Origin of the sequence: Desulfofalx alkaliphila DSM 12257 (assembly GCF_000711975.1) — a bacterium.
GTDB lineage: Bacteria > Bacillota > Desulfotomaculia > Desulfotomaculales > Desulfohalotomaculaceae > Desulfofalx > Desulfofalx alkaliphila.
In genome coordinates this window covers 45376-69785 of the sequence record NZ_JONT01000013.1, presented here as the reverse complement: position 1 = coordinate 69785, position 24410 = coordinate 45376, and the positions used below count along the sequence as shown (strand labels likewise).

Sequence of the window (24410 nt, the reverse complement as noted above, 5' to 3'; positions counted from 1 at the left end):
ATTACTCAATATTTTGCACTTGTTCACGAATTTTTTCCAACTCGCTTTTGGCACTCAATACAGCATTGGTAATTTGTAAATCATTGGCCTTTGAGCCGATGGTGTTGATCTCCCTATTCATTTCCTGCACTAAAAAATCTAGCTTTCTCCCCACAGGCTGGTCTGCCCTTAGGCATTCCATCATTTGGGAGAGGTGACTTTTTAAGCGCACCGTCTCTTCTGTAATATTGGCCCTTTCAGCAAAAACGGCCACCTCTGCCGCCATTCGATTTTCATCCAGCATTCCGTCTGCTCTCCACTGGGCTAAACGCTGGTTCAACCGCTGGCGGTACTCCTCAACAACAAGGGGTGCACGCCGGCGAATCTCCTCATTTAATTTGCCAATAGCCTCCGCCCGCTTGCTGATATCCTCTGCCAGCCGCGAACCTTCATTAAGGCGCATTTGAACCAGTTGGTTCAAGGCATCAGTCACTGCATTTTCAACAGCAGGCCACCATTCCTCTAGGTTTTCCTCGGCTTCTTCCAAAATAAAGATATTTGGCTGGCTATATAGGTCTTTTAGCTCGATTTCACCGCCTATTGGCAGTAAATGGCGCAATTCCTCCATTGCTTTATAATACGCCACGGCCAAGGCTTTGTCAACTTTTACCTGTTGTACCTTTTGTTCAGTCTCTTCCATCGAAACGAAAACATCTACCCGCCCTCGACTAAGGCCATTTTGAACGGTTCTGCGAATACGATCTTCCAATGGCGACATTACCCTAGGCGTTCGCACCACCACTTCACAGAAACGGTGATTTACAGATTTTAGCTCCACTGAAAATTTAAGTCCACAGGCCTCGGCCTCACCGCGGCCGTAACCGGTCATGCTCTTAAGCAATATTTCACCACCTGATATGCTATACTTATTTATTATTATTGACTATTTTTCTTTAAATTTATTTTTCTACCTCAATTGCTAAATTCCTTTATTATACTATGTAAGAAAGATATTTTTTTCGTACCCGCTACAAAATATAATGAAAAAATACCATAAACACAATAACCCTTTCCGGTTAAGGAAAGGGCATGGCTAGTGTTATGAGTTTCTAATATCAGCTAATAATTTCTCTATACGGTCTAAGGCTTCCCTTATGGTATTCATATCCGTTGCATAAGAAAATCTCAAAAAATCGTCGTTGCCAAAGGCAATACCCGGCACCACGGCAACCTGTATTTCATCCAGCAGTATTGCAGCTAAATCGGTGCCGCTTTGAATTAGCTTTCCCTTGTAGCCCTTGCCAAAATACTGACTTACATTTGGGAAAAGGTAAAAGGCTCCGTTAGGCTTTGCACAACTGATACCGGGAATGGCAAGTAGCCTTTCTAACATGTAATCACGCCGTTTAATAAACTCCACCTTCATTTCTTCCACCGGTTGTTGAGAGCCGCTTAGGGCTGCTACACTGGCTGCCTGTGCAATGGAGGTGGGGTTACTTGTGGCATGGCTTTGCAAATTAGCCATGGCCTTAGCAATTTCCAACGGTGCAGCCGCATAACCAATTCGCCACCCGGTCATTGAATAAGCCTTTGATACGCCGTTGATAACCACAGTGCGTTCCTTTAATTCCGGGCTTATACCGGCAATACTATGGTGTTCCAAATTATCGTAAACCAGTTTTTCATAAATCTCGTCGGAAATAATGGTAATATCTTTATGTTCTAATAGAACTTCAGCCAGGGACTGTAGTTCTTCTTTAGTATATACACACCCTGTGGGATTGCTGGGGCTGTTTAACAGTAAAGCCTTTGTTTTTGGGGTAATGGCTTCCTTCAGCTGTTCAGGTGTCAGTTTAAAGCCGTTTTCTTCCTTTGTCATCACAATTACCGGTTTAGCACCGGGAATTTTTATTTGTTCCAGGTGACTTACCCAAAAGGGAGCAGGCAGTATTACCTCGTCGCCCTCTTCCACCAGCACCTGAAAAGCATTGTAAAGGGAATGCTTTGCACCGGAAGACACAACTATTTGTGCGGGCTGATAATCTAAGCCGTTTTCCCTTTTAAATTTGTCGATGATAGCTTGCTTTAACTGGGGTGTGCCAGCTGCCGGAGTATATTTAGTCATGCCGGCATTTATGGCTTCGATGGCAGCTTCTTTAATATGCTTAGGTGTATCAAAATCCGGTTCACCTACACCAAAGTTAAATACTTTAATGCCATCGGCCTTCATTTGTTTTGCCTTGGAGTCAATTGCAAGGGTGGGACTGGGACTGATTTTTAGTGCCCGTTCTGCAAGTTTCATGTTCTTTCTCCCCTATCTTTTTCTATGTTTTATCTTATTGTTTTTTCGACTTATTATAACAATATACTGTACAAGTTTCAATTAAATGGGATTACACAGCTATTTATCCTCTAAACATTATTGTGCATAACCCTGTACAAAATCAACCAAACTAACCTAAGTATTATGTATACTTGGCCTACCATGCCTATACTGACCGGTGGTAGCGGTGGGTACAAGAAAACAAGCCCCTTGCGGCAGAAAGCAAAGGGGCTTGTTTTCTTTAGACCCGCACATATGAAAGATGTCTTGCAAGTCTTGGTTTTAGGTATTTGCCAATGGTTGCCACAAAGGGTGGCGTAAAGCTGATTATCAGTACAACCATCCAGTGTGTCAGTTCTAAGGGTACCGTTTTAAATATGGGCTGGAAGAAGGGAACATAGACCACCATTAATTGCAGTAAAGCAGATGTTGATACCGCCATTAACAGGTATGGGTTGCTAAATAGCCCGATATCAATCACCGAACGGTGTTCTGACCGACACACAAAGACATAAAAGAGCTGGTAAAACACCAAGGTATTAAAGGCCATGGTTCTTGCCAGGTTTTCATCTCCACCGCTCCAGTTTAACCCAATCCAAAAGGCAGCCAGTGTGCCCAAAGCAATTACCACACCGGCCCTTATAATGCGCCAACCTAAGCGGTGGGCAAAAACACTTTCTTGGGGATGTCTGGGAGGTCTGTTCATAATATCCTTGTCTACATTGTCAACCCCTAAGGCCATGGCCGGCAGTCCGTCGGTGACCAAGTTCATCCAGAGAATTTGTATGGCCACCAGTGGTAAGGGCATTCCGGCCAGCACAGCCAGAAACATAACCAGCACTTCACCCACGTTACAGGAAAGAAGATAGCGGATAAATTTTCTAGTGTTGTCATAGATGCCCCTGCCTTCTTCCACCGCAGCGACAATGGTCTTAAAGTTATCATCGGCCAGCACCATGGAAGAAGCTTCCTTGGTGACGTCGGTGCCGGTTTTTCCCATGGCTATACCGATATCGGCCTCTTTTACAGCCGGGGCATCATTTACCCCATCTCCCGTCATGGCCACCACATGTCCCTTATTCTTCAAGGCCTTAACAATGCGCAATTTATGTTTTGGGGAAACGCGAGCATAAACGGATATTTTTTCCACCTGCCTATGCAGGGTTTTGTCATCCATACTGTCCAACTGGGCACCGGTGAGCACCTCTGTATTAGATCTCAGTATTCCCAATTCGGCACCAATGGCCCTGGCTGTAAGTTGATGGTCGCCGGTGATCATCACTGTTTTAATCCCGGCCCTTTTACAGGTATATACCGCTTGCACAGCTTCAGGGCGGGGTGGGTCAATCATTCCGGCCAAGCCCACAAATACAAACTGCTGCTCCACCTTGTCTTCACTTAAGTCCTTTATGCCGGCAGGCAGTTCCCGCACCGCCATGGCAAGGACCCGCATTGCATCATCTGCCATCACTGCATTTTGCCTCAATATATTCTCACGGGCAAGGGCGGTAAGGGGGCGCAGTTCTCCCATTTCATAGTAGTGACTGCATAACCCTAACACCACATCGGGGGCACCTTTCATATATGCTGTGCGCCTTCCCTTTTTGTCACTGTAGACCACCGTCATGCGTTTACGGTCTGAATCAAAGGGCAGTTCTACAAGCCTTTCTTCCTTCTGCTCCAGATTTTGCCGCCATAAACCTGCCTTTGCTGCCAATACCAAGAGGGCGCCTTCGGTGGGATCACCGTTTATACTCCATTCCCCTTGCTTTTTAGTCAGCCGGCGCAGCAGTCCGCCAATGCTTATGTCGCCCTTTACCAAGGATGAGTTGTTGCAAAGGGCTGCGGTTTTTAATAAAAGATGAAATTCTTTCTGCTCGCTGCCCTTGTTAAAAATGAAATCGCCCTTTGTATCATATCCCTCACCGCTCACATCCACATCACTGCCCATGGTGATGAGGCGCCGCACTGTCATTTTGTTTTGTGTTAATGTACCGGTTTTATCGGAGCAAATTACAGTGGCGCAGCCAAGGGTCTCCACCGCAGGCAGTCGCCTTACAATTGCATTGCGCTTAATCATGCGCTGCACACCAATGGCCAGGGAAATGGTGACAATGGCCGGCAGCCCTTCCGGTATGGCAGCCACTGCCAGGCTTACGCCCACCAAAAACATATTGTAAGCCGGTTCGCCGCGCAGCACACCCAGTACCACCACCAAGGCACAAACCAATAAACAAAAGGCTACAAGCACCTTTCCCATTTGGGCCAGGCGGCGCTGTAAGGGTGTTTGTTCCTGGGTGATCCCCTGTATCATTCCTGCAATATGTCCCATTTCCGTAGCCATGCCTGTGGCCACAACAATCCCTTTGGCCCTTCCCCTGGTGACAGTGGTACCCATGTAAGCCATATTTACTGTATCCCCCAGGTTGATGTTGCCCGATGCTTCAATTTTTTCCGATTGTTTTTTTACAGGTATTGATTCACCGGTTAAAGCCGACTCTTCTATGTTTAAATTTATGGTTTCAAGTAACCTCAGGTCTGCCGGTACCTTGTCCCCTGCTTCCAGGATAACAATGTCACCGGGCACTAAGTCCACCGCCGGAATTTTTATTTCTCTGCCACCTCTAATTACTTTGGCTTCAGGGGCGGCCATTTGTTTTAATGCTTCCAGGGACTTTTCGGCCCTAAATTCCTGCACAAAGCCAAATACGGCGTTTAATATTACAATGATCATTATTGTAATTGCATCTGCCCACTCTTGTAAAAAGCCGCTGACAATGGTTGCAGCAATAAGCACCAAGACCATAAAATCTTTAAATTGGTCTAAAAACATCAACCAAGCCGGTGTTTTTTTATTAGCGGCCAATTGGTTAATACCAAAATGCCTTTGGCGAGCTTTACTTTCATGCCCATCCAGGCCCTTTTCAAGGTCTGAATCAAGCTTATCCACCACCTCCTGCCCCGTCATCTTATACCATCTACCAGCCATAATAAGTCACCTCTTCTAAAATGCTTTTAATTGCCAATTATTAGCTATACATATTCTGTGGACAGGCAAATATAACTTAAAAGATGGACAACTTAATAAAAATTGTATATTTTAAAGGTGGTATAATTAAACTTTAATAATTGTCAACAAAGGAGATTTTAATATGCCTTACGATGGACTGGTGATGGCAGCGGTGTGTCACGAATTAAATAAAGAGCTGTTGGGGGCCAGGATAGATAAGATTTTTCAACCCTTGAAGGAAGAATTGGCATTATTAATAAGCAAACCCGGCACCCGGTACAGACTTACCATTTCAGCCAACGCCAACAACGCCCGGGTTCACCTGACCAAAAACAGCAAACCAAATCCCGAAAAACCGCCGGTGTTTTGCATGGTGCTGCGCAAACACCTAGAAGGTGCCCGTTTTACAGGCATTCAGCAAACCCATATGGAGCGCATATTGAATTTAGACCTGGCCACCAGAGACGAACTGGGAAGGCCCGCCGTTAAAACCCTTGTGGTGGAAATTATGGGCAAGCACAGTAACATTATTCTTTTGGACAAGGAAAGCAAGGTAATTATTGACGGTATTAAACGTTACTCCCATGGGGTAAGCAGGCATCGAGAGGTATTGCCCGGCAGAGATTACTTGCCGCCCCCTGATCAAGGAAAGGTACATCCGATAAATCTTAATGAGGATAGGTTCTTTGACATTATCACCACTGCAGACCTAGACATGAGGCTAAAGGATATTTTATTAAATTCTTTTAACGGTTTTTCACCCCGTATGTGCAGCGAAATAGTATATCGCTGTGGTTTATCCCCTAACACCACCCTTAATCACTGTGGTGAATATGAGCTGCGCCTGCTTTGGAATCACTTTAACAGCATCACTTCCGGTATAGAAGGGGGAAAATTCAATCCCACGGCGGTTTATGATGAAAATGGTAAACCGGTGGACTTTGCAGCCTTTGAACTGACGCAATTTGCCGGATATGAAATGCAAGGGGGGTCAATGAACGAAGTATTAGACCAATTTTATGCCAAAAAAGAGCACTTACAGCTTAAATATTCTAAAGCCCAGTCTTTACAGGCAGTTATTGGCAAGGACCTTGCTAGGTTGAAAAAGAAATTGCCCCTGTACCAAAAAAGTCTTAAAGAGGCCGGCCGGGGCGACGATTTTCGTATATTTGGGGAATTGTTGACGGCTTACATGTATCAGCTGACAAAAGGAATGAATCAGGTCAGATTAGAAAACTTTTATCATCCTGAATTGACAAAAGTAACAATTGACCTTGATCCCCAAAAGACTCCTTCAGAAAACGCCCAATATTATTTTAAAAAATATGTTAAATCTAAAAACACCTTGAAAGCGGTGCAAGAGCAACTGAAACAAGCCCAACAGGAGCTAAATTATTTAGAAAGCATCGAAACGGCCATACTGCAAGCCACAAACCTATCTCAACTGGAAGAAATAGAAACAGAGTTGATTTCCCAAGGTTATATAAAAGCCAAAAGAGACCATAAGAAAAAAGACAGAAAAGGGCTGGATAAACCCCAACCGCTGGCCTATACCTCCAGTGACGGATTTACCATTTTGGTGGGTAAAAACAACCGCCAAAATGATTATTTAACTCTGCGCACCGCCCAGTCCCATGATTTGTGGCTGCACACCAAGGATATCCCCGGCTCCCATGTGGTGATACGCACCGAGGGTCGCACCGTACCAACTTCTACCTTGGAGGAGGCGGCAATACTGGCGGCATATCACAGCAAAGCCAGGCAGTCCGGCAGCGTACCAGTGGATTATACCTACATCAAGCATGTGCGCAAACCAAGCGGTGCCAAACCGGGTATGGTGATCTATGACAACCAGCAAACAATAAGGGTAAATCCCGATGAAGGGCTTGTGGCAAGATTAATACAGTAAAAAAGGGCGCGATTGCTGATATGCTCGCGCCCTCTTTTATTGATAACTATTTTCTGCTTCCCGGTTTAACCACCGGAATGCCCTGTTTGCAAAGGGGGCAGTTGTCGGGCTGATATGTAACCACCGAGGTGGTTATCAAAGCCTCTGTTTGTACTCCCAGATGGGCCTTGCCTCCGCTGCGGTTTACCAGCACCGCAACACCCACCACTTCCCCACCTAGACTTCTCACCACATCCATTACTTCACGGACAGAGCCGCCGGTGGTGATAACGTCTTCGGCCACCAGCACCTTTTCACCGGGCTTAATGGAAAAACCCCGCCGCAGGGTCATTTTTCCATTTTCTCTCTCGGCAAAAATATTTCTTACTCCCAAGGCCCGGGCCAGCTCATAAGACACCAATATGCCGCCCATGGCCGGGCCAATGACGGTGTCTATTTGCACCCCGTCAAAGCGGCGTGCCAATTCCCGGCATAGCTTTTCACAATGATTGGGGTATTGCAAGACCTGGGCACATTGAAAATATTGATTGCTGTGCATACCCGATGTCAGACGAAAATGGCCCTCCAGCATGGCATTGGTTTGCTGAAATATATCAATAATCTCTTGTTGATTTAACATTATTTTACTCCCCCACTAACCCTTGTAATTTCTTCAACTATTGACCTTGCCGCATCCACCGGGTTATCGGCGGCGGTGATGGGCCGCCCGACTACCAAATATGATGCGCCCCGCTCTATGGCCTTGGCAGGTGTCATTATTCTATGTTGGTCGTCCTTCTTTACTCCGGCCGGTCTGATGCCTGGGGTGACGATGGAAAAATCATGGCCGCATGCTGCCCTAATAGATTCAATTTCTAAGGGCGAGGCCACAACTCCCTGTAAGCCCGCCTGCTGAGCCAGTTTGGCCCAATGCACCACCTGCTCTTCCACAGTGCCGGGAATGTTCAGCTGATTGTTCATGGCAGATTGATCCATGCTGGTAAGTACAGTTACCGCAATCACCAAGGGACATTCTATACCCAAGGCCCCGGCTTCCTCTTCTACTGCCTGGGCGGCCGCCTGCATCATGGCCAGGCCGCCGCCGGCATGAAGGTTAATTATCGACGCACCGTGCCTGGTCAGCACCCGGGCTGCTTTGGCCACTGTGGTGGGAATATCATGCATTTTTAAGTCCAAAAACACCTTGCCGCCCCGCTCTCTTATGGCCCGCACCGCTTGGGGACCTTCGGCATTAAAGAGTTCCATGCCCACTTTAAACATTCCCACATGGGGAGCCAGTTTGTCCACTAAAGCCAAGGCCTTGTCCAACGAGTCCACATCTAAAGCCACAATGAGCTTTTCCTTACCCATAACAAACCCCCTTATGTCATTGAAATTAGCCGTGGGCCGCCCCAACCAGCCTGTTAATATCCCTAATACCCTTTTCTTTCATATACCGCTCAATTCCCTCTATTATATCCACAGTGGCCCGGGGGTTTGCAAAGTTGGCGGTACCCACCGCCACAGCACTTGCGCCGGCTAAAATAAATTCTATGGCATCTGCAGCATTTGCAATTCCACCCATGCCAATGATGGGCAATTGCACCGCCTTGTATACCTGCCAAACGGCACGCACCGCCACCGGTTTCACCGCCGGCCCGGATAAGCCCCCCATCACATTGCCCAGCACCGGGCGGCCTTTGTCAATATCGATGGCCATGCCCAGCAAGGTGTTAATCAAGGACAGGGCATCTGCCCCGGCTTTTGCAACTGCCTCGGCCACCGCTGTTATATCCGTTACATTGGGCGACAGCTTCACTATCACCGGCAAGTCGGTGGCTGCTCTTACAGCGGCGGTGACCTCTGCAGCCATTGAAGGATGGCTGCCGAAGGCCATTCCGCCTTTTTTTACGTTAGGGCATGATATATTCACTTCTAAACCGGCCACACCGCCGGCAGCGTCCAGTTTTTCTGCCACCTTGGCATAATCCTCCACCGTATCCCCCGATATATTAACTATTACCGGCACCTGTAAAGACTTAAAATAGGGAACGTAATGCTCCACAAGGTAATCAACACCGGGGTTTTGCAAACCAATGGAGTTTAATATTCCCGAAGGTGTCTCCACTATCCGGGGGGTGGCATTTCCCAAGCGGGGCTTTAAGGTGGTGCCCTTTACCACCACGGCTCCCAATCGGTTGATATCCACATAGGGGCTGTATTCCGGTCCAAAACCAAAGGTTCCCGAGGCTGTGGTGACCGGATTTTTCATTTTAATGCCGCCGATGTTAACTGACATATTTAGGCCGCTGCTAGTCATCCCACACCACCTCCCCGGCATCAAATACAGGGCCGTCTGCACACACCCGCTTTAAGGTGACCGCCCGGTCTCCGGCAATCTTTACCTTGCAGGTGCAGGCCAGACAGGCACCCACCCCACAACCCATCTTTTCTTCCAGCGATACCTGGGCTACAATGCCATTTTGTTCCGCTATTTTAGCCACTGCTTTCATCATGGGCACCGGGCCACAGGTGTAGATGATATCAAAACACCCCTGCCCCTTATTTTCTATGGTCCGGTTAAGTAATTGGGTTATTGGACCCCGGTGACCAAGGTCTCCGTCGTCGGTGGCCACCTTTACCTCCAGCCCCATTGCCCGGATATCCTCAACAACCGGCAGGTGGTCGGCATTGCGGGCACCGATAAATACTTCCGGCTCAAAACCCAAATCAAGCAATTCCTTTATCAATAAATACAGCGGTGCTATACCGATGCCGCCGGCAACCACGGCCACCCTCCGGCCCTTTTCGGGCAGTTTAAACCCTTTACCCAGCGGCCCCATTACACTGAGCCTTTGGCCGGCTTGCAGTTGGGAAAGTAACAGCGTACCCTTGCCCACCACCCGGTACAGCAAGCTAACGGTACCCTTTTCCCGGTTTACCCGGTGGATAGAAATGGGCCGCCTGAGCAGCGGGTCTGTGCTGTCGCTGCACTTTACATGTACAAACTGGCCCGGTTGGGTGAGCTTTGCCAGCTGGGGAGCATAAAACTCTAGCAAATAATATCCCTTGGAACATTGTGACTGACTTATAAGGTCAGCATTAATAAGCAACATCTTACCTGCCCCTTCTACAGTTATAATAATGGTTATGGCCTAGGCAGTAACCATCTTTTCTCCCTTGTTTAAATAATGCTGCACAGGCACCAAACTGACATTACCACCTTCTTTAATATTGCGCAACACTTCAAGCAGTGCCCAGGTGGTGTCCAACGAAGTTAAACAGGGTATACCATGCTCCACCGCAGCCCGGCGAATGCGGAAACCGTCCCGCTCGGGTTCTTTACCCTTGGTTAGGGTGTTAATAACCAGGTGAATTTGCCCTTCCCTGATCAGGTCTGCAATATCCGGTGTGCCCAAACCAATTTTATTTACTTCTTTGGCCTCTATGCCATATTTTTTCAGATAGGCGGCGGTGCCGGCAGTGGCACCTATGCCGTAACCCTGTTCTGCCAATTCCCTGGCCACAGCCAAAGCCTCTGCTTTATCCTTGTCGGCCACAGTGATTAAGACATTGCCCTGTTCAGGAAAACTGCTTCCTGCAGCCACCAGCGCCTTGTACAAGGCCAAGTTGTATTTGTAGTCTACACCCATCACCTCACCGGTGGACTTCATTTCCGGCCCCAAGGTGACGTCAACATCCAGCAGTTTGGCAAAGGAAAAGACCGGGGCCTTAACGGCCACCACCTTTGTTTCCGGCGCCAATCCCCCCTTGTAACCCATGGCAGTTAATTTCTTGCCCAGGGCACACTGGGTGGCCAGATTAATCATGTTTATACCGGTAACCTTGCTCATGAAGGGTACGGTACGGCTGGAACGGGGGTTTACTTCCAATACATATACTTTACCGTTGTGGAGTACGTACTGAATGTTAATAATACCCTTTACCTTAAGCCTTTTGGCCAGCCTGGTGGTATATTCAGCAATTATACTTTTAATCCGGTAGCGAATGCTTTGGGGAGGAAAGACCGCAATACTGTCCCCTGAATGGACCCCTGCTCGCTCCACATGCTCCATAATACCGGGAATCAGCACCGTTTCCCCGTCGCTGATGGCATCCACTTCCAATTCTTGGCCCAGCAGGTACTTATCTACCAGCACAGGGTGTTCCGGGGTTACCTTCACCGCAGTGGCCATATAGTTTAACAGATCTTCGCGGTTATAGACTATTTCCATTGCCCGCCCCCCCAGCACGTAGGACGGGCGCACCAGTACCGGAAAGCCTATTTCCTTTGCTATTTGATCGGCTTCTTCAACGGAAAAGGCAGTGCGGCCCGGGGGTTTAGGAATATCTAATTCGGTGAGCAGCTTATCAAATCTTTCCCTGTCTTCAGCAGCATCTATATCATCGACGGCAGTGCCCAAAATATTATAACCGGCATCCAACAGGGGCCGAGCCAAATTAATGGCGGTTTGGCCGCCAAATTGCACAATTACGCCATCGGGCTTTTCTTTTTCTAGTATGTTAAGCACATCTTCCGGCACCAAGGGCTCAAAATACAAGCGGTCAGAGGTGTCAAAATCGGTGCTCACCGTTTCCGGGTTGTTGTTTATGGTGATGGCTTCAATGCCTTCTTGCTGCAGCGCCCAGACCGAGTGCACCGAACAATAGTCAAACTCAATGCCCTGGCCAATGCGTATGGGGCCTGAACCCAGCACCACCACTTTTTTCCGGCGGCTCGGTTTAACCTCATCTTCCCCTTCATAGGTGGAGTAATAATAGGGGGTGCTGGCCTCAAACTCAGCCGCACAGGTATCCACCATTTTATAGGTCGGTGTCACCCCCTGTTCCGCACGCCATTTCCTAAATTGTTGCAGTGACATGCCTGTTAAATCAGCCAGCCTTTGGTCTGCAATGCCCAACCTCTTAGCCTTAAGGAGCAACTCCTTATTTAAAGGCTGTCCCTTGGCCACCAGTTCTTTTATTGTTTCTTCCATCTGTATTATATTGTTAATGGCATTTAAAAACCACTTATCCACCTTGGTAAGGCGGTTTATACTGTCTACTGACTTGCCCCGGCGCAGCGCCTCGGCCAGGACAAAAAGCCTTTGGTCATCAACCTGCATCATTTTTGCCAGCAGTTGTTCATCGTTCAATTGTTCAAGGCCCGGCAGTTGTAAATCCGTCACCCCTATTTCAAGGGAACGAACGGCCTTTTGTAAAGCCGCCTCAAAGGTGCGGTCAATGGCCATCACCTCTCCGGTGGCCTTCATTTGGGTGCCTAATTTACGGTCTGCACTTTCGAATTTGTCAAAGGGCCACCGGGGAAATTTCACCACCACGTAATCAAGGGTGGGCTCAAAGCAGGCATAGGTTTTACCGGTTACGGAGTTTACGATTTCATCCAGGGTTAAGCCAATGGCAATTTTAGCTGCCACCTTGGCTATTGGATAGCCGGTGGCTTTTGAGGCCAGGGCAGAAGAACGACTGACCCTGGGGTTTACTTCAATTACATAATATTGGTCACTATGGGGATCAAGGGCATACTGTACGTTACATCCGCCCTCTATTTTTAAAGCACGGATTATTTTTAGCGCCGCAGAGCGCAGCATCTGATGCTGTTTGTCAGTCAAGGTTTGGCTGGGGGCCACCACTATGCTGTCACCGGTATGCACTCCAACGGGATCGATGTTTTCCATATTGCAAACGGTGATACAGTTGTCAGCACCGTCCCTGATTACCTCATACTCAATTTCTTTCCAGCCCGATACACTGCGCTCGATGAGAATTTGCCCAATTAAGCTGTGCTTTAGCCCCCGCACTGCGGTGGACTTTAATTCAGCCAGATTATTAACTATACCGCCGCCGGTGCCCCCCAAGGTATAGGCAGGGCGGACAATGAGGGGAAATCCCACTTCTTCGGCAAAATCTACCGCTGCATCCAAAGAGTCCACAATGGTGCTCTCGGGAACAGGCTGGTCAAGCTCATCCATCATATCCCGAAACATTTCCCGGTCTTCGGCTTTTTTAATGGCTAATAATTGAGTGCCCAGTAATTTTACCCCGTTCTTTTCCAAAATACCGCTATCGGCCAATTGCATGGCCATATTTAGGCCCACCTGTCCCCCGAGGGTGGGCAGCAGGCCATGGGGCTTCTCTTGTTCTATTACCCGGGTAACAAAGTCCAGAGTAATGGGTTCTATATATATTTTATCTGCCATGTTAGCATCGGTCATAATGGTGGCGGGGTTAGAGTTAATTAGCACCACTTCTAAGCCCTCTTCCTTTAATGCACGGCAGGCTTGGGTGCCGGCATAGTCAAACTCCGCTGCCTGCCCAATTACAATGGGGCCGGAACCGATAACCAGCACTTTTTTTATGTCAGTTCGTAACGGCATAGGCACTCATCCTTTCATTAACTGCATTTTTTTACAAACTCGTCATACAAATATATGCAATCCTCCGGACCGGGTGCACCTTCGGGATGATATTGAACGGAACTGATTGGGAAAATTTTATGTTTTATGCCCTCCACGGTGTTATCGTTTAGGTTGAGGTGGGATATAGTCACCTCTGGGGGCAGTGAATCTGCATCTATTACAAAACCGTGATTTTGAGAAGTAATAAATACTCGGCCGGACTCCAAATCCTTCACCGGGTGATTGGCACCCCGGTGACCGAACTTTAATTTATAGGTTTTAGCCCCCAGGGCCAGCCCAAGTACCTGGTGGCCCAGGCCGATGCCAAAGATGGGTAATTTACCTGCCACTTCTTTTACTGTTTCCACAGCAAAGGGTACATTCACAGGGTCCCCCGGACCATTGGACAGTATTATACCGGCGGCATTTAACCCCAATATATCCTCGGCTGTGGCGGTAGGCGGTACCACCACCACCTCACAGGCCCTTTTAGATAACTGCTGCACAATACTTTGTTTGGAGCCAAAATCAATTACCGCCACCCTGGGCCCACTGCCCGGCACAGTATATATCTCTTTGGCGGCCACCTCTTCTACAAATCTTTGTCCGGTAAGATCCGGCAACCCCTTTATTTTTTCCAACAGCACCGCCGGATCACCTTCTACGGTACTGATAATCGCCCGCATGGTTCCTTTATCCCTTATTACCTTAGCCAAGGCCCGGGTATCAAGGTCCGAAATACCCACCACTTCCTTGCGGGTCAAAAATTCATCTAGACTGCCGCCGGAACGCCAATTGCTGGGCTGATCACATTTTTCACGCACCACAAAACCGCGCACAAAGGAGTCTTTCTTTTCTATACTGTCTTTATCAAAACCGCTGTTGCCAGCCAGCGGGTAAGTCATCACCACAATTTGACCGCAGTAGGACGGGTCAGTTAAAATCTCTTGATAACCGGTCATGGCAGTGTTAAACACTATTTCACCCCAGCTCTCACCGGTGGCCCCAAAGGCCCTACCTTTAAATACTGAACCGTCTTCCAAAACCAGCAGTGCTTGCATACTTTAGACCTCCGTTTGTTTATCCAAAGTCATAGTAACTATGCCCTGCTATGACATCACCCGTCTATCTTGCATTACAATCCTTCCGCCAACCACCGTCATGAGGGGTACCCCCCTTAAGAGGCGGCCTGCAAAGGGAGTGTTCCTTCCCTTGCTTGCAAAATTATCGGGGTTTACTTCTTCCTGGGCCTTTGGATCTATTATTGTAATATCGGCTCTTTCTCCCTCTGCCAGTATTCCCCCGGGAACACCCAGCACCTTAGCGGCATTTAAACTGAGTTTTGCTATAGCCTGGGCTGAGGTCAACACCCCCGTTTCCACCAGCTCAGTAAATACCAAACCCACCGCCGTTTCTAAACCAACCAGCCCAAAGGGGGCATACTGGTACTCCACCATTTTTTCCTCAACGGTGTGCGGCGCGTGGTCAGTGGCGATAACATCAATGGTGCCGTCTGCCAATCCCTGTTTTATAGCCTCCACATCCGCCGACGTCCTCAGGGGTGGGTTTACCTTGGTGGCTGTATCATAACCTGTAACCGATTGATCGGTAAGTGTAAAATGATGGGGGGCCACCTCACAGGTTACCTTGATACCCTTTTCCTTAGCCCGCCGCACAAGTTCCACCGAGCCGGCGGTGCTCACATGTGCTATATGCACAGCACAGCCGGTGTTTTCAGCTAAAATAAGGTCCCTGGCCACCATCACCTCTTCCGCAGCGGCTGGTATACCGGGCAGGCCCAGTACAGTACTGTAGTACCCTTCATTCATCACACCCTTATCCACCAAGCTTTTTTCTTCACAGTGAGGTATGATGGTTAAATCCAGCATACTGGCGTATTGCATGGCCCGGCGCATTACTCCGGCATCAGTCACCGGCAGGCCGTCATCAGATAAGGCAACGGCCCCTGCCTCCTTTAAATCAGCCATTTCAGTCAGTTCCTGTCCCTTAGAACCTTTAGTGATGGCCGCCACGGGATATACCCTGACAAGACCTTCCGCCGCCGCCCGTTCTAAAATATAGCGCACCACCGAAGCATTGTCAGCTACCGGGTTAGTGTTAGGCATACAGGCCACCGCAGTAAAACCGCCCCTTGCCGCCGCCCTTGTTCCGCTGGCTATGGTCTCCTTAGCTTCATAACCCGGTTCCCGTAGGTGCACATGCATATCTATTAAGCCGGGGCAAACCAATTTGCCCTTGGCATTTACCACCTGGGCACCACTTGCAGGTAAATCCTTGCCAATGGCAGCAATGATGCCATTGTCTACCAATACATCCACTCTTTCCAATAGGCATTTTTCCGTGTTGACAAGTTCTCCGCCCTTAATAAGTAGTTTCAACGGTTTCCCCTCCTGTTAGCAGATACAACAAAGCCATGCGCACCGCCACTCCGTTGTTCACCTGCTCATTTATCACTGCCTGTTGACTGTCTGCCACCTCGGCGGTAATTTCTATCCCTCTGTTCATAGGCCCGGGGTGCATTACTAAAACATCGGCCTTTGCAAGGGCAATACGTTCTTTATTAATGCCGTATAACTGTGCATATTCCCGCAAGCTTGGGAACAGCCCTTGTTTTTGCCTTTCCAACTGAATGCGCAACACGTTAACCACATCGGCACCCTCCAAGGCATCCTCTACCCTGGTAAACACTTTGACACCGAGTTTGTCCATCTCAGGGGGAAGTAGGGTTGCAGGGCCGGCCACCCTAACCTCTGCACCCATTTTTGTTAAACCCCATATGTTAGAGCGGGCTACCCGACTGTGAAGGATGTCGCCAATTATAGCTACCTTTAAGCCCTTTATTTTGCCCTTGTGTTCCCTGATGGTGAACATATCTAACAAGGCCTGGGTGGGGTGTTCATGAAGACCGTCCCCGGCATTTATCACCGCACAGTTCACCGTTTTAGCCAATAACTCTGCGGAACCCGACGCCGGATGCCGTAGCACCACCACATCTGCACCCATTGCTTCCACCGTGCGGGCAGTGTCTATCAATGATTCACCCTTTTGCACGCTGCTGCTGGAGGCGCTTAAGCCCACCGTGTCGGCGCTGAGGTATTTTGCAGCCAAATCAAAGGACATTCTTGTACGGGTGCTGTTTTCATAAAAAACTGTGACCACCGAGCGGCCCCTTAAGGTAGGTACTTTTTTAATTTTACGCCCTATGATGTCCTTCATGGGCTTAGCGGTATCCAATACTTTTTCAATGTCTTGCACTGAAATGTCTTGCAACCCTAGCATATGTTTACATTGTAGGCCCATTTCCAAACCCCCTGTCTTATCAGTGAAAACAAAAACCCCGGTCCCGCTAATTACGGGCCGAGGCCAACAAAACAAGAACCAAAAAATTAGGTTCTCCCTTTGTAAGCCTCTCGGGACCAACTTAAAAGGAAACCGTTCATTCTGGCTTTTCCATTATTACCACACTATCTTCATTGTCAATTTCTTTAACCCGCACCGATACCAATTCCCTCTTGGATGTGGGAACGTTTTTACCCACAAAGTCTGCCCTAATGGGAAGTTCACGGTGTCCCCTATCCACCAGCACCATCAATTGTATGGTTTGCGGTCTGCCTAAATCCATTATTGCATCCAGTGCCGCTCTTATGGTACGGCCGGTAAAGAGCACATCATCCACCAAAACAATAATTTTGCCGGTCACCGGAAAATCCACTATAGTTTGGTGCACCACCGGCTGGTGTGCTAAAGTTGTCAAATCATCACGGTACAGGGTGATGTCTAATATGCCCACCGGCACTTCCGTTCCTTCTATTTCTTTAATACGTCGGGCCAGCCTATCGGCCAAGGGTACACCCCGGCGGCGAATACCCACCAATGCAACATTTTCTATACCTTTGTTGCGCTCAATAATTTCATGGGCTATACGGGTTAATGCCCGCCGTATTCCGTTGGCATCTAGAATTTGCGCCTTTTCTTTACCTACTTTCATATTGAGGAAACACCTCCAGAACAGTGCATAAAACCTGACTTGCGCCAAGTCCTTTAGACGCAGGCGAAAGCAGCCGGTTTTGTCCTGTGCCGTCAGCTCCCTGACAGCACAAAAAAGCCTATTACCCCACTGGCAATAGGCATAGTTTGACCTTTATACGGCAACTCTATTATCCTTACCAGCCTCACGGGACTGTGTTAAAGGGTTTTCAACTGCAATAATTCTATAGTAAGGGGATGAAACTGTCAAGACTAATTCTTGGCCACACCGATAAAAATTAAGCATACCCCGGCTGCTATACAGAGCATTTTGCTCAGGGGAATTTTGCCGGCCAAACCCACTAAGCCTAAGGTTGTAACAATCACCAGCACCGTGGGGCCCACAAGGGCCAAGAGGGCATTAATTTTAAAAGCCGTTTCCACCTTATTAAACTTTAGCATTAACAGTGCTGCAGAAAACTCTATAAAAGAAGATAAAAAGCGCATGGCAGCCATGCTGAAGACTATTTTATCGAAAACATGAAACAAACACATCATCCTCCGTTATAAAAATTTTACTTAATCATTTCTTATGACGTATTTGTTTCTTTATGAATACCTTCAAGTGGGCGGGGGAAAATAATTTTGTGCCACATGAAAGGGTGAGACAATGTAATGAAAACAAACAAATTAACGCTGGCTGCACTGGCCGGCGTGCCTCTGGTTATGGTATTAGGAAACTCCTTACTGATACCTGTGCTTCCATCAATTCAAAATGCCTTAAACTTAACTGCGGTGGAAGTCAGTCTGGTAATTACATTATTTTCAATACCGGCCGGATTGGTAATCCCTCTGGCTGGTTTTTTGTCAGACCGTTACGGCCGCAAAATTGTCATTATACCGTCATTAATACTTTACGCCTTGGGAGGTGTAGTGGCCGGGCTGGCAGCAATTTTTTTAAAAGAAAGTGCCTTTTACCTGATTTTAGGCGGTCGGGTCCTGCAGGGCATTGGGGCTGCCGGTACTGCACCCATTGCCATGGCCCTGTGCGGCGATCTCTGGCAGGGCACAGAGCGAGCAAAATCATTGGGAATCATTGAAGCAGCCAACGGCATGGGTAAAGTTATCAGCCCGGTGCTAGGTGCAGCCATTGGTCTTATTTTTTGGTATGCGGCCTTTATATTCTTTCCCCTTGTAATCATCCCTGTGGTATTGGCCATGTGGTTTTTTGTAAAAGAACCGGAAAAACAAAAGGAACCGCCCGGCTTAAAATCATACCTTAATTCCATTAAAAATATTTTTAAAGAAAAAGCCCCCTTACTCTTATCCTGTTTTCTGGCCGGAGCTTCAGCCTTGTCTTTAATTTTTGGGGTATTGTTCTTTTTATCAGATTACCTGGAAAGATCCCTTCACTTGACTGGTATTATTAAGGGTCTTGCTTTGGCGGTACCGGTACTGTTCATGAGTACAACCTCCTATATCACCGGGGCTTTAATCAAAAAACAAGTGGTTTTAATGAAAACCTTAGTGGTGTCCGGTTTAGTGCTGATAGCAATTTCTTTGGCGGTGCTGTCCTTCTTTGATAACATCTACATATTTTATGTTTCCATATCAATGGCGGGGGTTGGCACCGGCTTAGTTTTACCTTGCTTGAACATGTTAATTACCAGTGCAACATCGTCAGAAGAAAGGGGTATGGTTACCTCCCTGTATAACGGCGTAAGGTTTATCGGCGTCGCCCTGGGACCGCCGGCCTTTGGTTTGCTAATGGGCTACGGCCGACCGGTGATGTTTTGGGCTGCCGCCGGTCTTGCCGGTGTCTCAGCGGGAATTTCATTTTTCTTTATTAAAATCAGGGCCATTAAAAGCTCATCCCAAAAAGAGGAGCAAGGTGAAAAGGAAAAGGATAGTGAAAAAAGGCATAAGCCCAGTACAGAAGCCTGCGAAATTTCCGGCGGTGGAATGTTAGTATACCTTTCACCTAAGGGAGATACCACAATAATAGCCCAACAGCCTGCTAAAAAACCCCTGGATAACTATTTAGAGGGGCAAGAGGTAAAAAATGGGGAAGGCAATAACCAGTAACCGTTGGCAGTTGTTGCGAATACACTACAGGCAGAGGTGCAAAACACGGGTTATATTTGTCCGGGAGGTGCCAGAAATCACAATGTCTAGTACATGGTGATTAAACCCGTGAAAGGAGTTGTGGAAATGACCGAGCCTCGGGTCACCAACTGCTGGCTAAATATTTTAAACTTTCCCCTGGATGGTCGCAGTTGTAAACCAAGAAATGACGGTTTAACAATGGTAATTGACAAGGGTATGGGGTTGGATGAAACAAGAGATTTGCTCAATTTAGGTGGGCAATACATCGATTTTCTAAAGCTTGGTTTTGGAACCTCTGCTCTCTATGCCGGTGATGTTTTAGAAGAAAAAATAAACCTTGTGCGTTCCTATGGCATAGATATATACCCAGGGGGTACCTTTTTCGAAGTGGCAGTGTTGCAAAATAAGCTTGAGCAGTATCTGGAAACAGTGAAGAAATTAGGATTTACTGCTGTGGAGATATCTGATGGCACAGTGGATATAAGTGCAGAAACAAGAAAAAGGGCCATCAACATGGCGGCAGAAAAGGAATTAATTGTGCTCACAGAGGTGGGCAAAAAAGATCCCCGTACCAGATCTCCCCTCAGTGATTTGATACGCCAGGTATTGTCTGATTTAAAATACGGTGCTGCCAAAGTCATTGTAGAGGGACGCGAATCCGGCAAAGGTGTTGGCCTATACGATTCCATGGGACAATTGATTGTTTCGGAAATGGAAGAGTTGATAACTACTTTACCGGATCCGTCGGTTTTAATTTGGGAGGCACCCATAAAGGAACAACAACAGGAACTGTTGTTGCGTTTTGGTTCAAATGTAAATCTTGGCAATATCAATGCCCATGAAGTATTGGCATTGGAAGCACTGCGCGTGGGATTACGGGCAGACACCTTAAAATTAGTATGTAGGTAAAAGTAAAATCCAAAAACGGCTGCCGGCAGCCGATGGCAAACCGCCCTGGCCAGGCGGTTTGTCTCTTTTTTTGTTATTCCAAGGGCTGGGTCTGCATATAGATTAGACAAACCCTGTTAGTGAGGCGAAGAATATTGCGAGCGGAAATAATGTTGGTGGCCCTGCTGATAATTGGCATCATATCCCGTTCTAACTTAATTGCCACCGCCGCATGTGTACTGCTAATTTTAAAACTGTCCAACCTCAGTTTTATCTTCCCACTGCTGGAAAGACGCGGCTTAGAACTTGGACTGCTGTTTTTGCTGTTGGCAATATTAATTCCCATGGCAACGGGCCAAATTACAGAAAAAGATTTTTTTTATAGTTTTACCTCAATCCCCGGCATCATGGCCATTATTGGCGGTGCCTTGGCCACCCACTTGAACCAGCACGGGTTAAAGCTGTTACAAATTAACCCTGAAATAATATTTGGCCTGGTGCTGGGCTCAATTATCGGCATTGTATTTTTCAACGGTCAGCCGGTGGGGCCGCTAATGGCTGCCGGCGTGGCTGCCTTGTTTCTAGAGGTTTTCAGTTATTTCAACCGCTAACAAGGATATTGAAAAAGTAATCATTGGTTTCTAATTTTATTAATTGCCGCCAGAAAATGTTTTGGTAAAGGTGACTTAAATTCAATTTGTTCTCCGGTGCGGGGGTGTTTAAAACTTAAGAACATGGCATGTAAAAGCTGCCCTGTTAATTTAAAAGCTTTGGTTTGACCGCCATATTTGGCATCACCCACCACCGGGTGTTTTATATATGCCATATGAACGCGGATTTGGTGAGTGCGCCCTGTTTCCAATTGGCACTCCACCAATGTATAGCGGCCAAAACGTTCTTTGACAGTAAAATGGGTCACCGCTGCCTTAGAATTCTTATGGACAACGGCCATGCGCTGGCGTTCCTTGGGGTCACGACCTATGGGTGCATCGATGGTACCCACATCACTTTTTATATTTCCATGTACCAGGGCCAGGTACTTTCTAATCACCTTGTGTTCTTTTAATTGCTGAGCCAAGTGGGTGTGGGCACTGTCATTTTTAGCCACCACCAATAAGCCGCTGGTATCTTTGTCTATGCGGTGCACAATACCCGGCCGCAATTCCCCGTTGATGCGCGAAAGTTCTTTGCAGTGATACAGCAAGGCGTTCACCAGGGTGCCGGTATAATTGCCCTCTGCCGGGTGCACCACCATACCCTGGGGCTTGTTTACCACTAAAATATCGCTGTCTTCATAACAAATATCAAGGGGTATGTTTTCCGGTTCAATGGAAAGCTCCACCGGGTCGGGCTCTTCCAAGACAATGGTGTCACCCTCTTGAACTTTATAACTGGCCTTTGTCTTTGCGCCGTTAACCGTTACCAAACCATCATCCAGTAAAGATTGAATATAGGTGCGAGTGAGATTATTTATTTCCTGGGCCAAATACTTGTCCAGCCGCCGGCCGGCCTCATTTTCTCCAACCTGCAAACGATGCAACATCGGCATAATTTACTTTGCCTCCTCACCCTTATCAATATCCGGTCTTGCTAATATGTCATATATTAAAAATGCCACTCCGATTACAATAAAGGTATCCGCCAGGTTAAAAACGGGCCAGATGCGAAAATCTAAAAAATCAACCACCTCGCCATAACGAATGCGGTCAATTAAATTGCCCACCGCACCCCCTGCAACCATACCTAAGGCCAACTGTACCGGCAACCCTTCATTTTTAATATGTTTATAAAAAAAGGCTATGCCCAAGAGTACCAATACTGTAACCACTATGAAAACAGTGGTTTGGTTAGCCAAAATACCAAAGGCGGCTCCCGGATTATGTATATAAGTGATATGGAATATGTTTTCTATTACCGGTATGGACTGGTACAAGTTCAGCTTAGTCATTACAATATATTTAGACCATAAATCCAAAAATAATACTACCAGCGCAGTAAGAACTAATCTCAAGGGGACAACCTCCACTCACATAATTTACAGCCAAATACTATTAATATAGCATAATTATCCTAAAAATAAAAACATGGGCGTTTTCTCTAAAAAAACACCCATGTTATATTTGATTAATATTTTACTTTATTTTCTCATTGTTTATCATGTCATAGTCTTGGGGGCTTTCGGTGTTCTTGTGGTGTTGTTTACCCACATTAATTTTTTCCACCGGTTCACTGCCAAACTCCTCCATGGGCCTAAAACTTTCGTAAAACATCCCATCGTCACCAAGCTCATAGGGAATATTTTCCACCTCTTCGGCTGCACCCTGAACCTGGCCTTGGTCACCCTCCGGGTCTATGCTGTCCACCTCATATTCCGGATCAATTTCATAGCTGGTGCCATGTCTGGCCACCTCCTGCCAGGTATCCTCCCCGTCGTAAAAGTTTTTTTCTGTATTATCATTAAAACTGCGCTCAAAGGGCGCTAGCAGCACCTCTTCTTCTACGGGCCGGGAATACCTGCCTGTGGCTGCATTCTCATCTTCAGTTTTACAATGCTTACATATGGTGGTATATGGCATTGCCTCTAGACGCTCGTAGGGAATATTTGCCCCGCACCTTTCACATTTACCATAGGTACCCTCATTCATGGCCTGCATAGCTTTGTCTATGGCCTTAATTACCGTGCTGGCCTGTTCCTTCAATGCAAAATCTTTACTGCGTTCAAACATTTCTGTGCCCACATCTCCGGGGTGATTGTCTATGGTGGACAGTTCACCAAAGGAGTTGTCCATCGATTCCCCCAAACCGCCTTCATTAATGCTTCTGATGCGTTCTAGTTGTTGCTGCTTTTCCTTCAGCATTAAATGCTTCAAATATTGCAACTGTCTGTGCTGCACCCTGCATCACCCTCCACGCCTCTAAAGTAAGAAAAACACAGCCGTCAATATGTACCCAGTCTTATTTGTACAATTTCAATTATCTGGGCCACAAAGTTGCCGATCACCGGAACAGTCACCAAAGATTTTAAAATATAAACCACAAAGGCACCCAGCACTGCAAAGCCTACGCCAATTCCCAACCCCCTGGCCACACCGCCAATAAAGTTAATCCATACCAATTTCAGGGGACTTTCTAACAGTTGAACATATTCAGCCAGCCTCATTTTTTCCATATTAAAGGCCAACTTATGAATGCGCTCTTCCAGGGCTTTTAAAGTTTTATCAGTCACTTCAGCCATTATTCATCCCCCTGGATAATTTATATAAGTCAATGATGAAGATGAATTATTACTTAAACTATTTGCCCTGCTGTTAATTTGCCCTATAATACATTTTTTATCATTTCATCAAAAAAGAAAAATTATCAGCAAAATACACGCCCTGAGTTGGAAACTGCTTATAAAGGAATAATACCCCAAGGATATTTGGATGAACTTAAAGATGATTTTTAGGTCAATGCCTTTTAAAATTGGATAGGTAATAACATTCTTACTGTAAAACTTTTATATGTTAATGAAACCCCCGTTGGCTGTATTGCTTTTGGGAAAGCAAGGGATATAAAGTTTTTAGATTGGCGGGAAATTGTTAGTATATACATACTTCCTGATTATTGGAGAAAAGGGTACGGACATAGGCTGTTAAAAACAGCATTAACTGATATGAAAAGTAAGGGGTACAAGAATTGTTATTTATGGGTGTTGTGGGATAACCATGGGGCGAGAAAGGTTTTATGAGAAGTTTGGTTTTTACTGCAATAATGATGAATATGAATTAGAAATTAATAATAAACCACTGACAGATGTACGCTATGTTC

At 46.9% G+C, this 24410-nt stretch carries 22 protein-coding genes; 5 read left to right on the top strand and 17 right to left on the bottom strand.

All coding sequences use genetic code 11. From position 1 onward, the window contains the following. Nucleotide 1 precedes the first annotated feature (1 nt). The 3 genes from BR02_RS0108540 to BR02_RS0108530 all read right to left on the bottom strand — a co-directional run bounded on the left by BR02_RS0108540 (nt 2) and on the right by BR02_RS0108530 (nt 5291). Nucleotides 2–880: a YicC/YloC family endoribonuclease gene (locus BR02_RS0108540; RefSeq protein ID WP_031516157.1), complete on the bottom strand. Its 879-nt coding sequence runs from the start codon at nt 878–880 to the stop codon at nt 2–4. A gap of 198 nt (nt 881–1078) precedes the next feature. Continuing rightward, nucleotides 1079–2281 (bottom strand): pyridoxal phosphate-dependent aminotransferase, encoded by a 1203-nt coding sequence (locus BR02_RS0108535; protein ID WP_031516155.1) that lies wholly within the window; start codon nt 2279–2281, stop codon nt 1079–1081. 262 nt (nt 2282–2543) lie between these two features. Beyond that, entirely contained in the window at nt 2544–5291 is a 2748-nt protein-coding gene (locus BR02_RS0108530) for a calcium-transporting P-type ATPase, PMR1-type (RefSeq protein WP_031516153.1), read from the bottom strand. 163 nt (nt 5292–5454) lie between these two features. Between BR02_RS0108530 and BR02_RS0108525 the strand changes: the two genes are divergently transcribed. After that, entirely contained in the window at nt 5455–7221 is a 1767-nt protein-coding gene (locus BR02_RS0108525; protein ID WP_031516151.1) for an Rqc2 family fibronectin-binding protein, read from the top strand. A gap of 46 nt (nt 7222–7267) precedes the next feature. Here BR02_RS0108525 and pyrE read toward each other — a convergent pair whose 3' ends face one another. The 10 genes from pyrE to BR02_RS0108475 all read right to left on the bottom strand — a co-directional run bounded on the left by pyrE (nt 7268) and on the right by BR02_RS0108475 (nt 18155). Further along, nucleotides 7268–7840 (bottom strand): orotate phosphoribosyltransferase, encoded by a 573-nt coding sequence (gene pyrE / locus BR02_RS0108520; protein WP_031516150.1) that lies wholly within the window; start codon nt 7838–7840, stop codon nt 7268–7270. Beyond that, nucleotides 7840–8571: an orotidine-5'-phosphate decarboxylase gene (pyrF, locus tag BR02_RS0108515; protein WP_031516149.1), complete on the bottom strand. Its 732-nt coding sequence runs from the start codon at nt 8569–8571 to the stop codon at nt 7840–7842. Before pyrF ends, pyrE begins: the two co-directional genes overlap by 1 nt. 25 nt (nt 8572–8596) lie before the next feature. Then, complete coding sequence (locus tag BR02_RS0108510) at nt 8597–9520, bottom strand: dihydroorotate dehydrogenase (protein ID WP_031516146.1); 924 nt, start codon at nt 9518–9520, stop codon at nt 8597–8599. Then, a complete protein-coding gene (locus BR02_RS0108505) occupies nt 9513–10316 on the bottom strand; it encodes a dihydroorotate dehydrogenase electron transfer subunit (protein ID WP_031516144.1) in 804 nt (267 codons plus the stop codon). The genes BR02_RS0108510 and BR02_RS0108505 overlap by 8 nt, the downstream gene beginning before the upstream one ends. 39 nt (nt 10317–10355) lie before the next feature. Further along, on the bottom strand, nt 10356–13598 hold the full coding sequence (carB, locus tag BR02_RS0108500) for a carbamoyl-phosphate synthase large subunit (protein ID WP_031516142.1): 3243 nt from the start codon (nt 13596–13598) through the stop codon (nt 10356–10358). A 17-nt stretch (nt 13599–13615) separates the two neighbouring features. Next, nucleotides 13616–14680, bottom strand: a complete 1065-nt coding sequence (carA, locus tag BR02_RS0108495) for a glutamine-hydrolyzing carbamoyl-phosphate synthase small subunit (RefSeq protein ID WP_031516140.1) — start codon at nt 14678–14680, stop codon at nt 13616–13618. 48 nt (nt 14681–14728) lie between these two features. Next, entirely contained in the window at nt 14729–16018 is a 1290-nt protein-coding gene (locus BR02_RS0108490) for a dihydroorotase (RefSeq protein ID WP_031516138.1), read from the bottom strand. Then, nucleotides 16002–16940 carry an aspartate carbamoyltransferase catalytic subunit gene (locus BR02_RS0108485; protein WP_031516136.1) on the bottom strand — a complete coding sequence of 313 codons (939 nt, stop codon included), beginning with the start codon at nt 16938–16940 and terminating at the stop codon, nt 16002–16004. The genes BR02_RS0108490 and BR02_RS0108485 overlap by 17 nt, the downstream gene beginning before the upstream one ends. A gap of 136 nt (nt 16941–17076) precedes the next feature. Further along, entirely contained in the window at nt 17077–17628 is a 552-nt protein-coding gene (gene pyrR, locus BR02_RS0108480; protein ID WP_031516135.1) for a bifunctional pyr operon transcriptional regulator/uracil phosphoribosyltransferase PyrR, read from the bottom strand. A 251-nt stretch (nt 17629–17879) separates the two neighbouring features. Then, the gene (locus BR02_RS0108475) at nt 17880–18155 is read right to left on the bottom strand and encodes a YqhV family protein (RefSeq protein WP_031516132.1); all 276 of its coding nucleotides are present in this window, start codon (nt 18153–18155) and stop codon (nt 17880–17882) included. 126 nt (nt 18156–18281) lie between these two features. Between BR02_RS0108475 and BR02_RS0108470 the strand changes: the two genes are divergently transcribed. The 3 genes from BR02_RS0108470 to BR02_RS0108460 all read left to right on the top strand — a co-directional run bounded on the left by BR02_RS0108470 (nt 18282) and on the right by BR02_RS0108460 (nt 21211). Further along, entirely contained in the window at nt 18282–19691 is a 1410-nt protein-coding gene (locus BR02_RS0108470) for an MFS transporter (protein ID WP_031516130.1), read from the top strand. A 126-nt stretch (nt 19692–19817) separates the two neighbouring features. Next, nucleotides 19818–20621: a phosphosulfolactate synthase gene (gene comA / locus BR02_RS0108465; protein ID WP_031516128.1), complete on the top strand. Its 804-nt coding sequence runs from the start codon at nt 19818–19820 to the stop codon at nt 20619–20621. A 149-nt stretch (nt 20622–20770) separates the two neighbouring features. Continuing rightward, nucleotides 20771–21211 (top strand): DUF441 domain-containing protein, encoded by a 441-nt coding sequence (locus BR02_RS0108460; RefSeq protein ID WP_031516126.1) that lies wholly within the window; start codon nt 20771–20773, stop codon nt 21209–21211. 20 nt (nt 21212–21231) lie between these two features. Here the strand turns inward: BR02_RS0108460 and BR02_RS0108455 are convergent, their stop codons facing one another. From BR02_RS0108455 to BR02_RS0108440, 4 genes are all read right to left on the bottom strand, one after another. Beyond that, nucleotides 21232–22149 (bottom strand): RluA family pseudouridine synthase, encoded by a 918-nt coding sequence (locus BR02_RS0108455; protein WP_031516124.1) that lies wholly within the window; start codon nt 22147–22149, stop codon nt 21232–21234. Between the two features lie 3 nt (nt 22150–22152). Then, nucleotides 22153–22611 (bottom strand): signal peptidase II, encoded by a 459-nt coding sequence (gene lspA / locus BR02_RS0108450; RefSeq protein ID WP_031516121.1) that lies wholly within the window; start codon nt 22609–22611, stop codon nt 22153–22155. Nucleotides 22612–22732: 121 nt separating this feature from the next. Next, the gene (locus BR02_RS0108445) at nt 22733–23494 is read right to left on the bottom strand and encodes a TraR/DksA C4-type zinc finger protein (RefSeq protein WP_051688225.1); all 762 of its coding nucleotides are present in this window, start codon (nt 23492–23494) and stop codon (nt 22733–22735) included. A 44-nt stretch (nt 23495–23538) separates the two neighbouring features. Then, a complete protein-coding gene (locus BR02_RS0108440; RefSeq protein WP_031516118.1) occupies nt 23539–23835 on the bottom strand; it encodes a DUF5665 domain-containing protein in 297 nt (98 codons plus the stop codon). Nucleotides 23836–24069: 234 nt separating this feature from the next. On the opposite strand from BR02_RS0108440, the gene BR02_RS15885 reads away from it, so the two are divergent. After that, complete coding sequence (locus BR02_RS15885; protein ID WP_337999132.1) at nt 24070–24330, top strand: GNAT family N-acetyltransferase; 261 nt, start codon at nt 24070–24072, stop codon at nt 24328–24330. Nucleotides 24331–24410 lie beyond the last annotated feature (80 nt).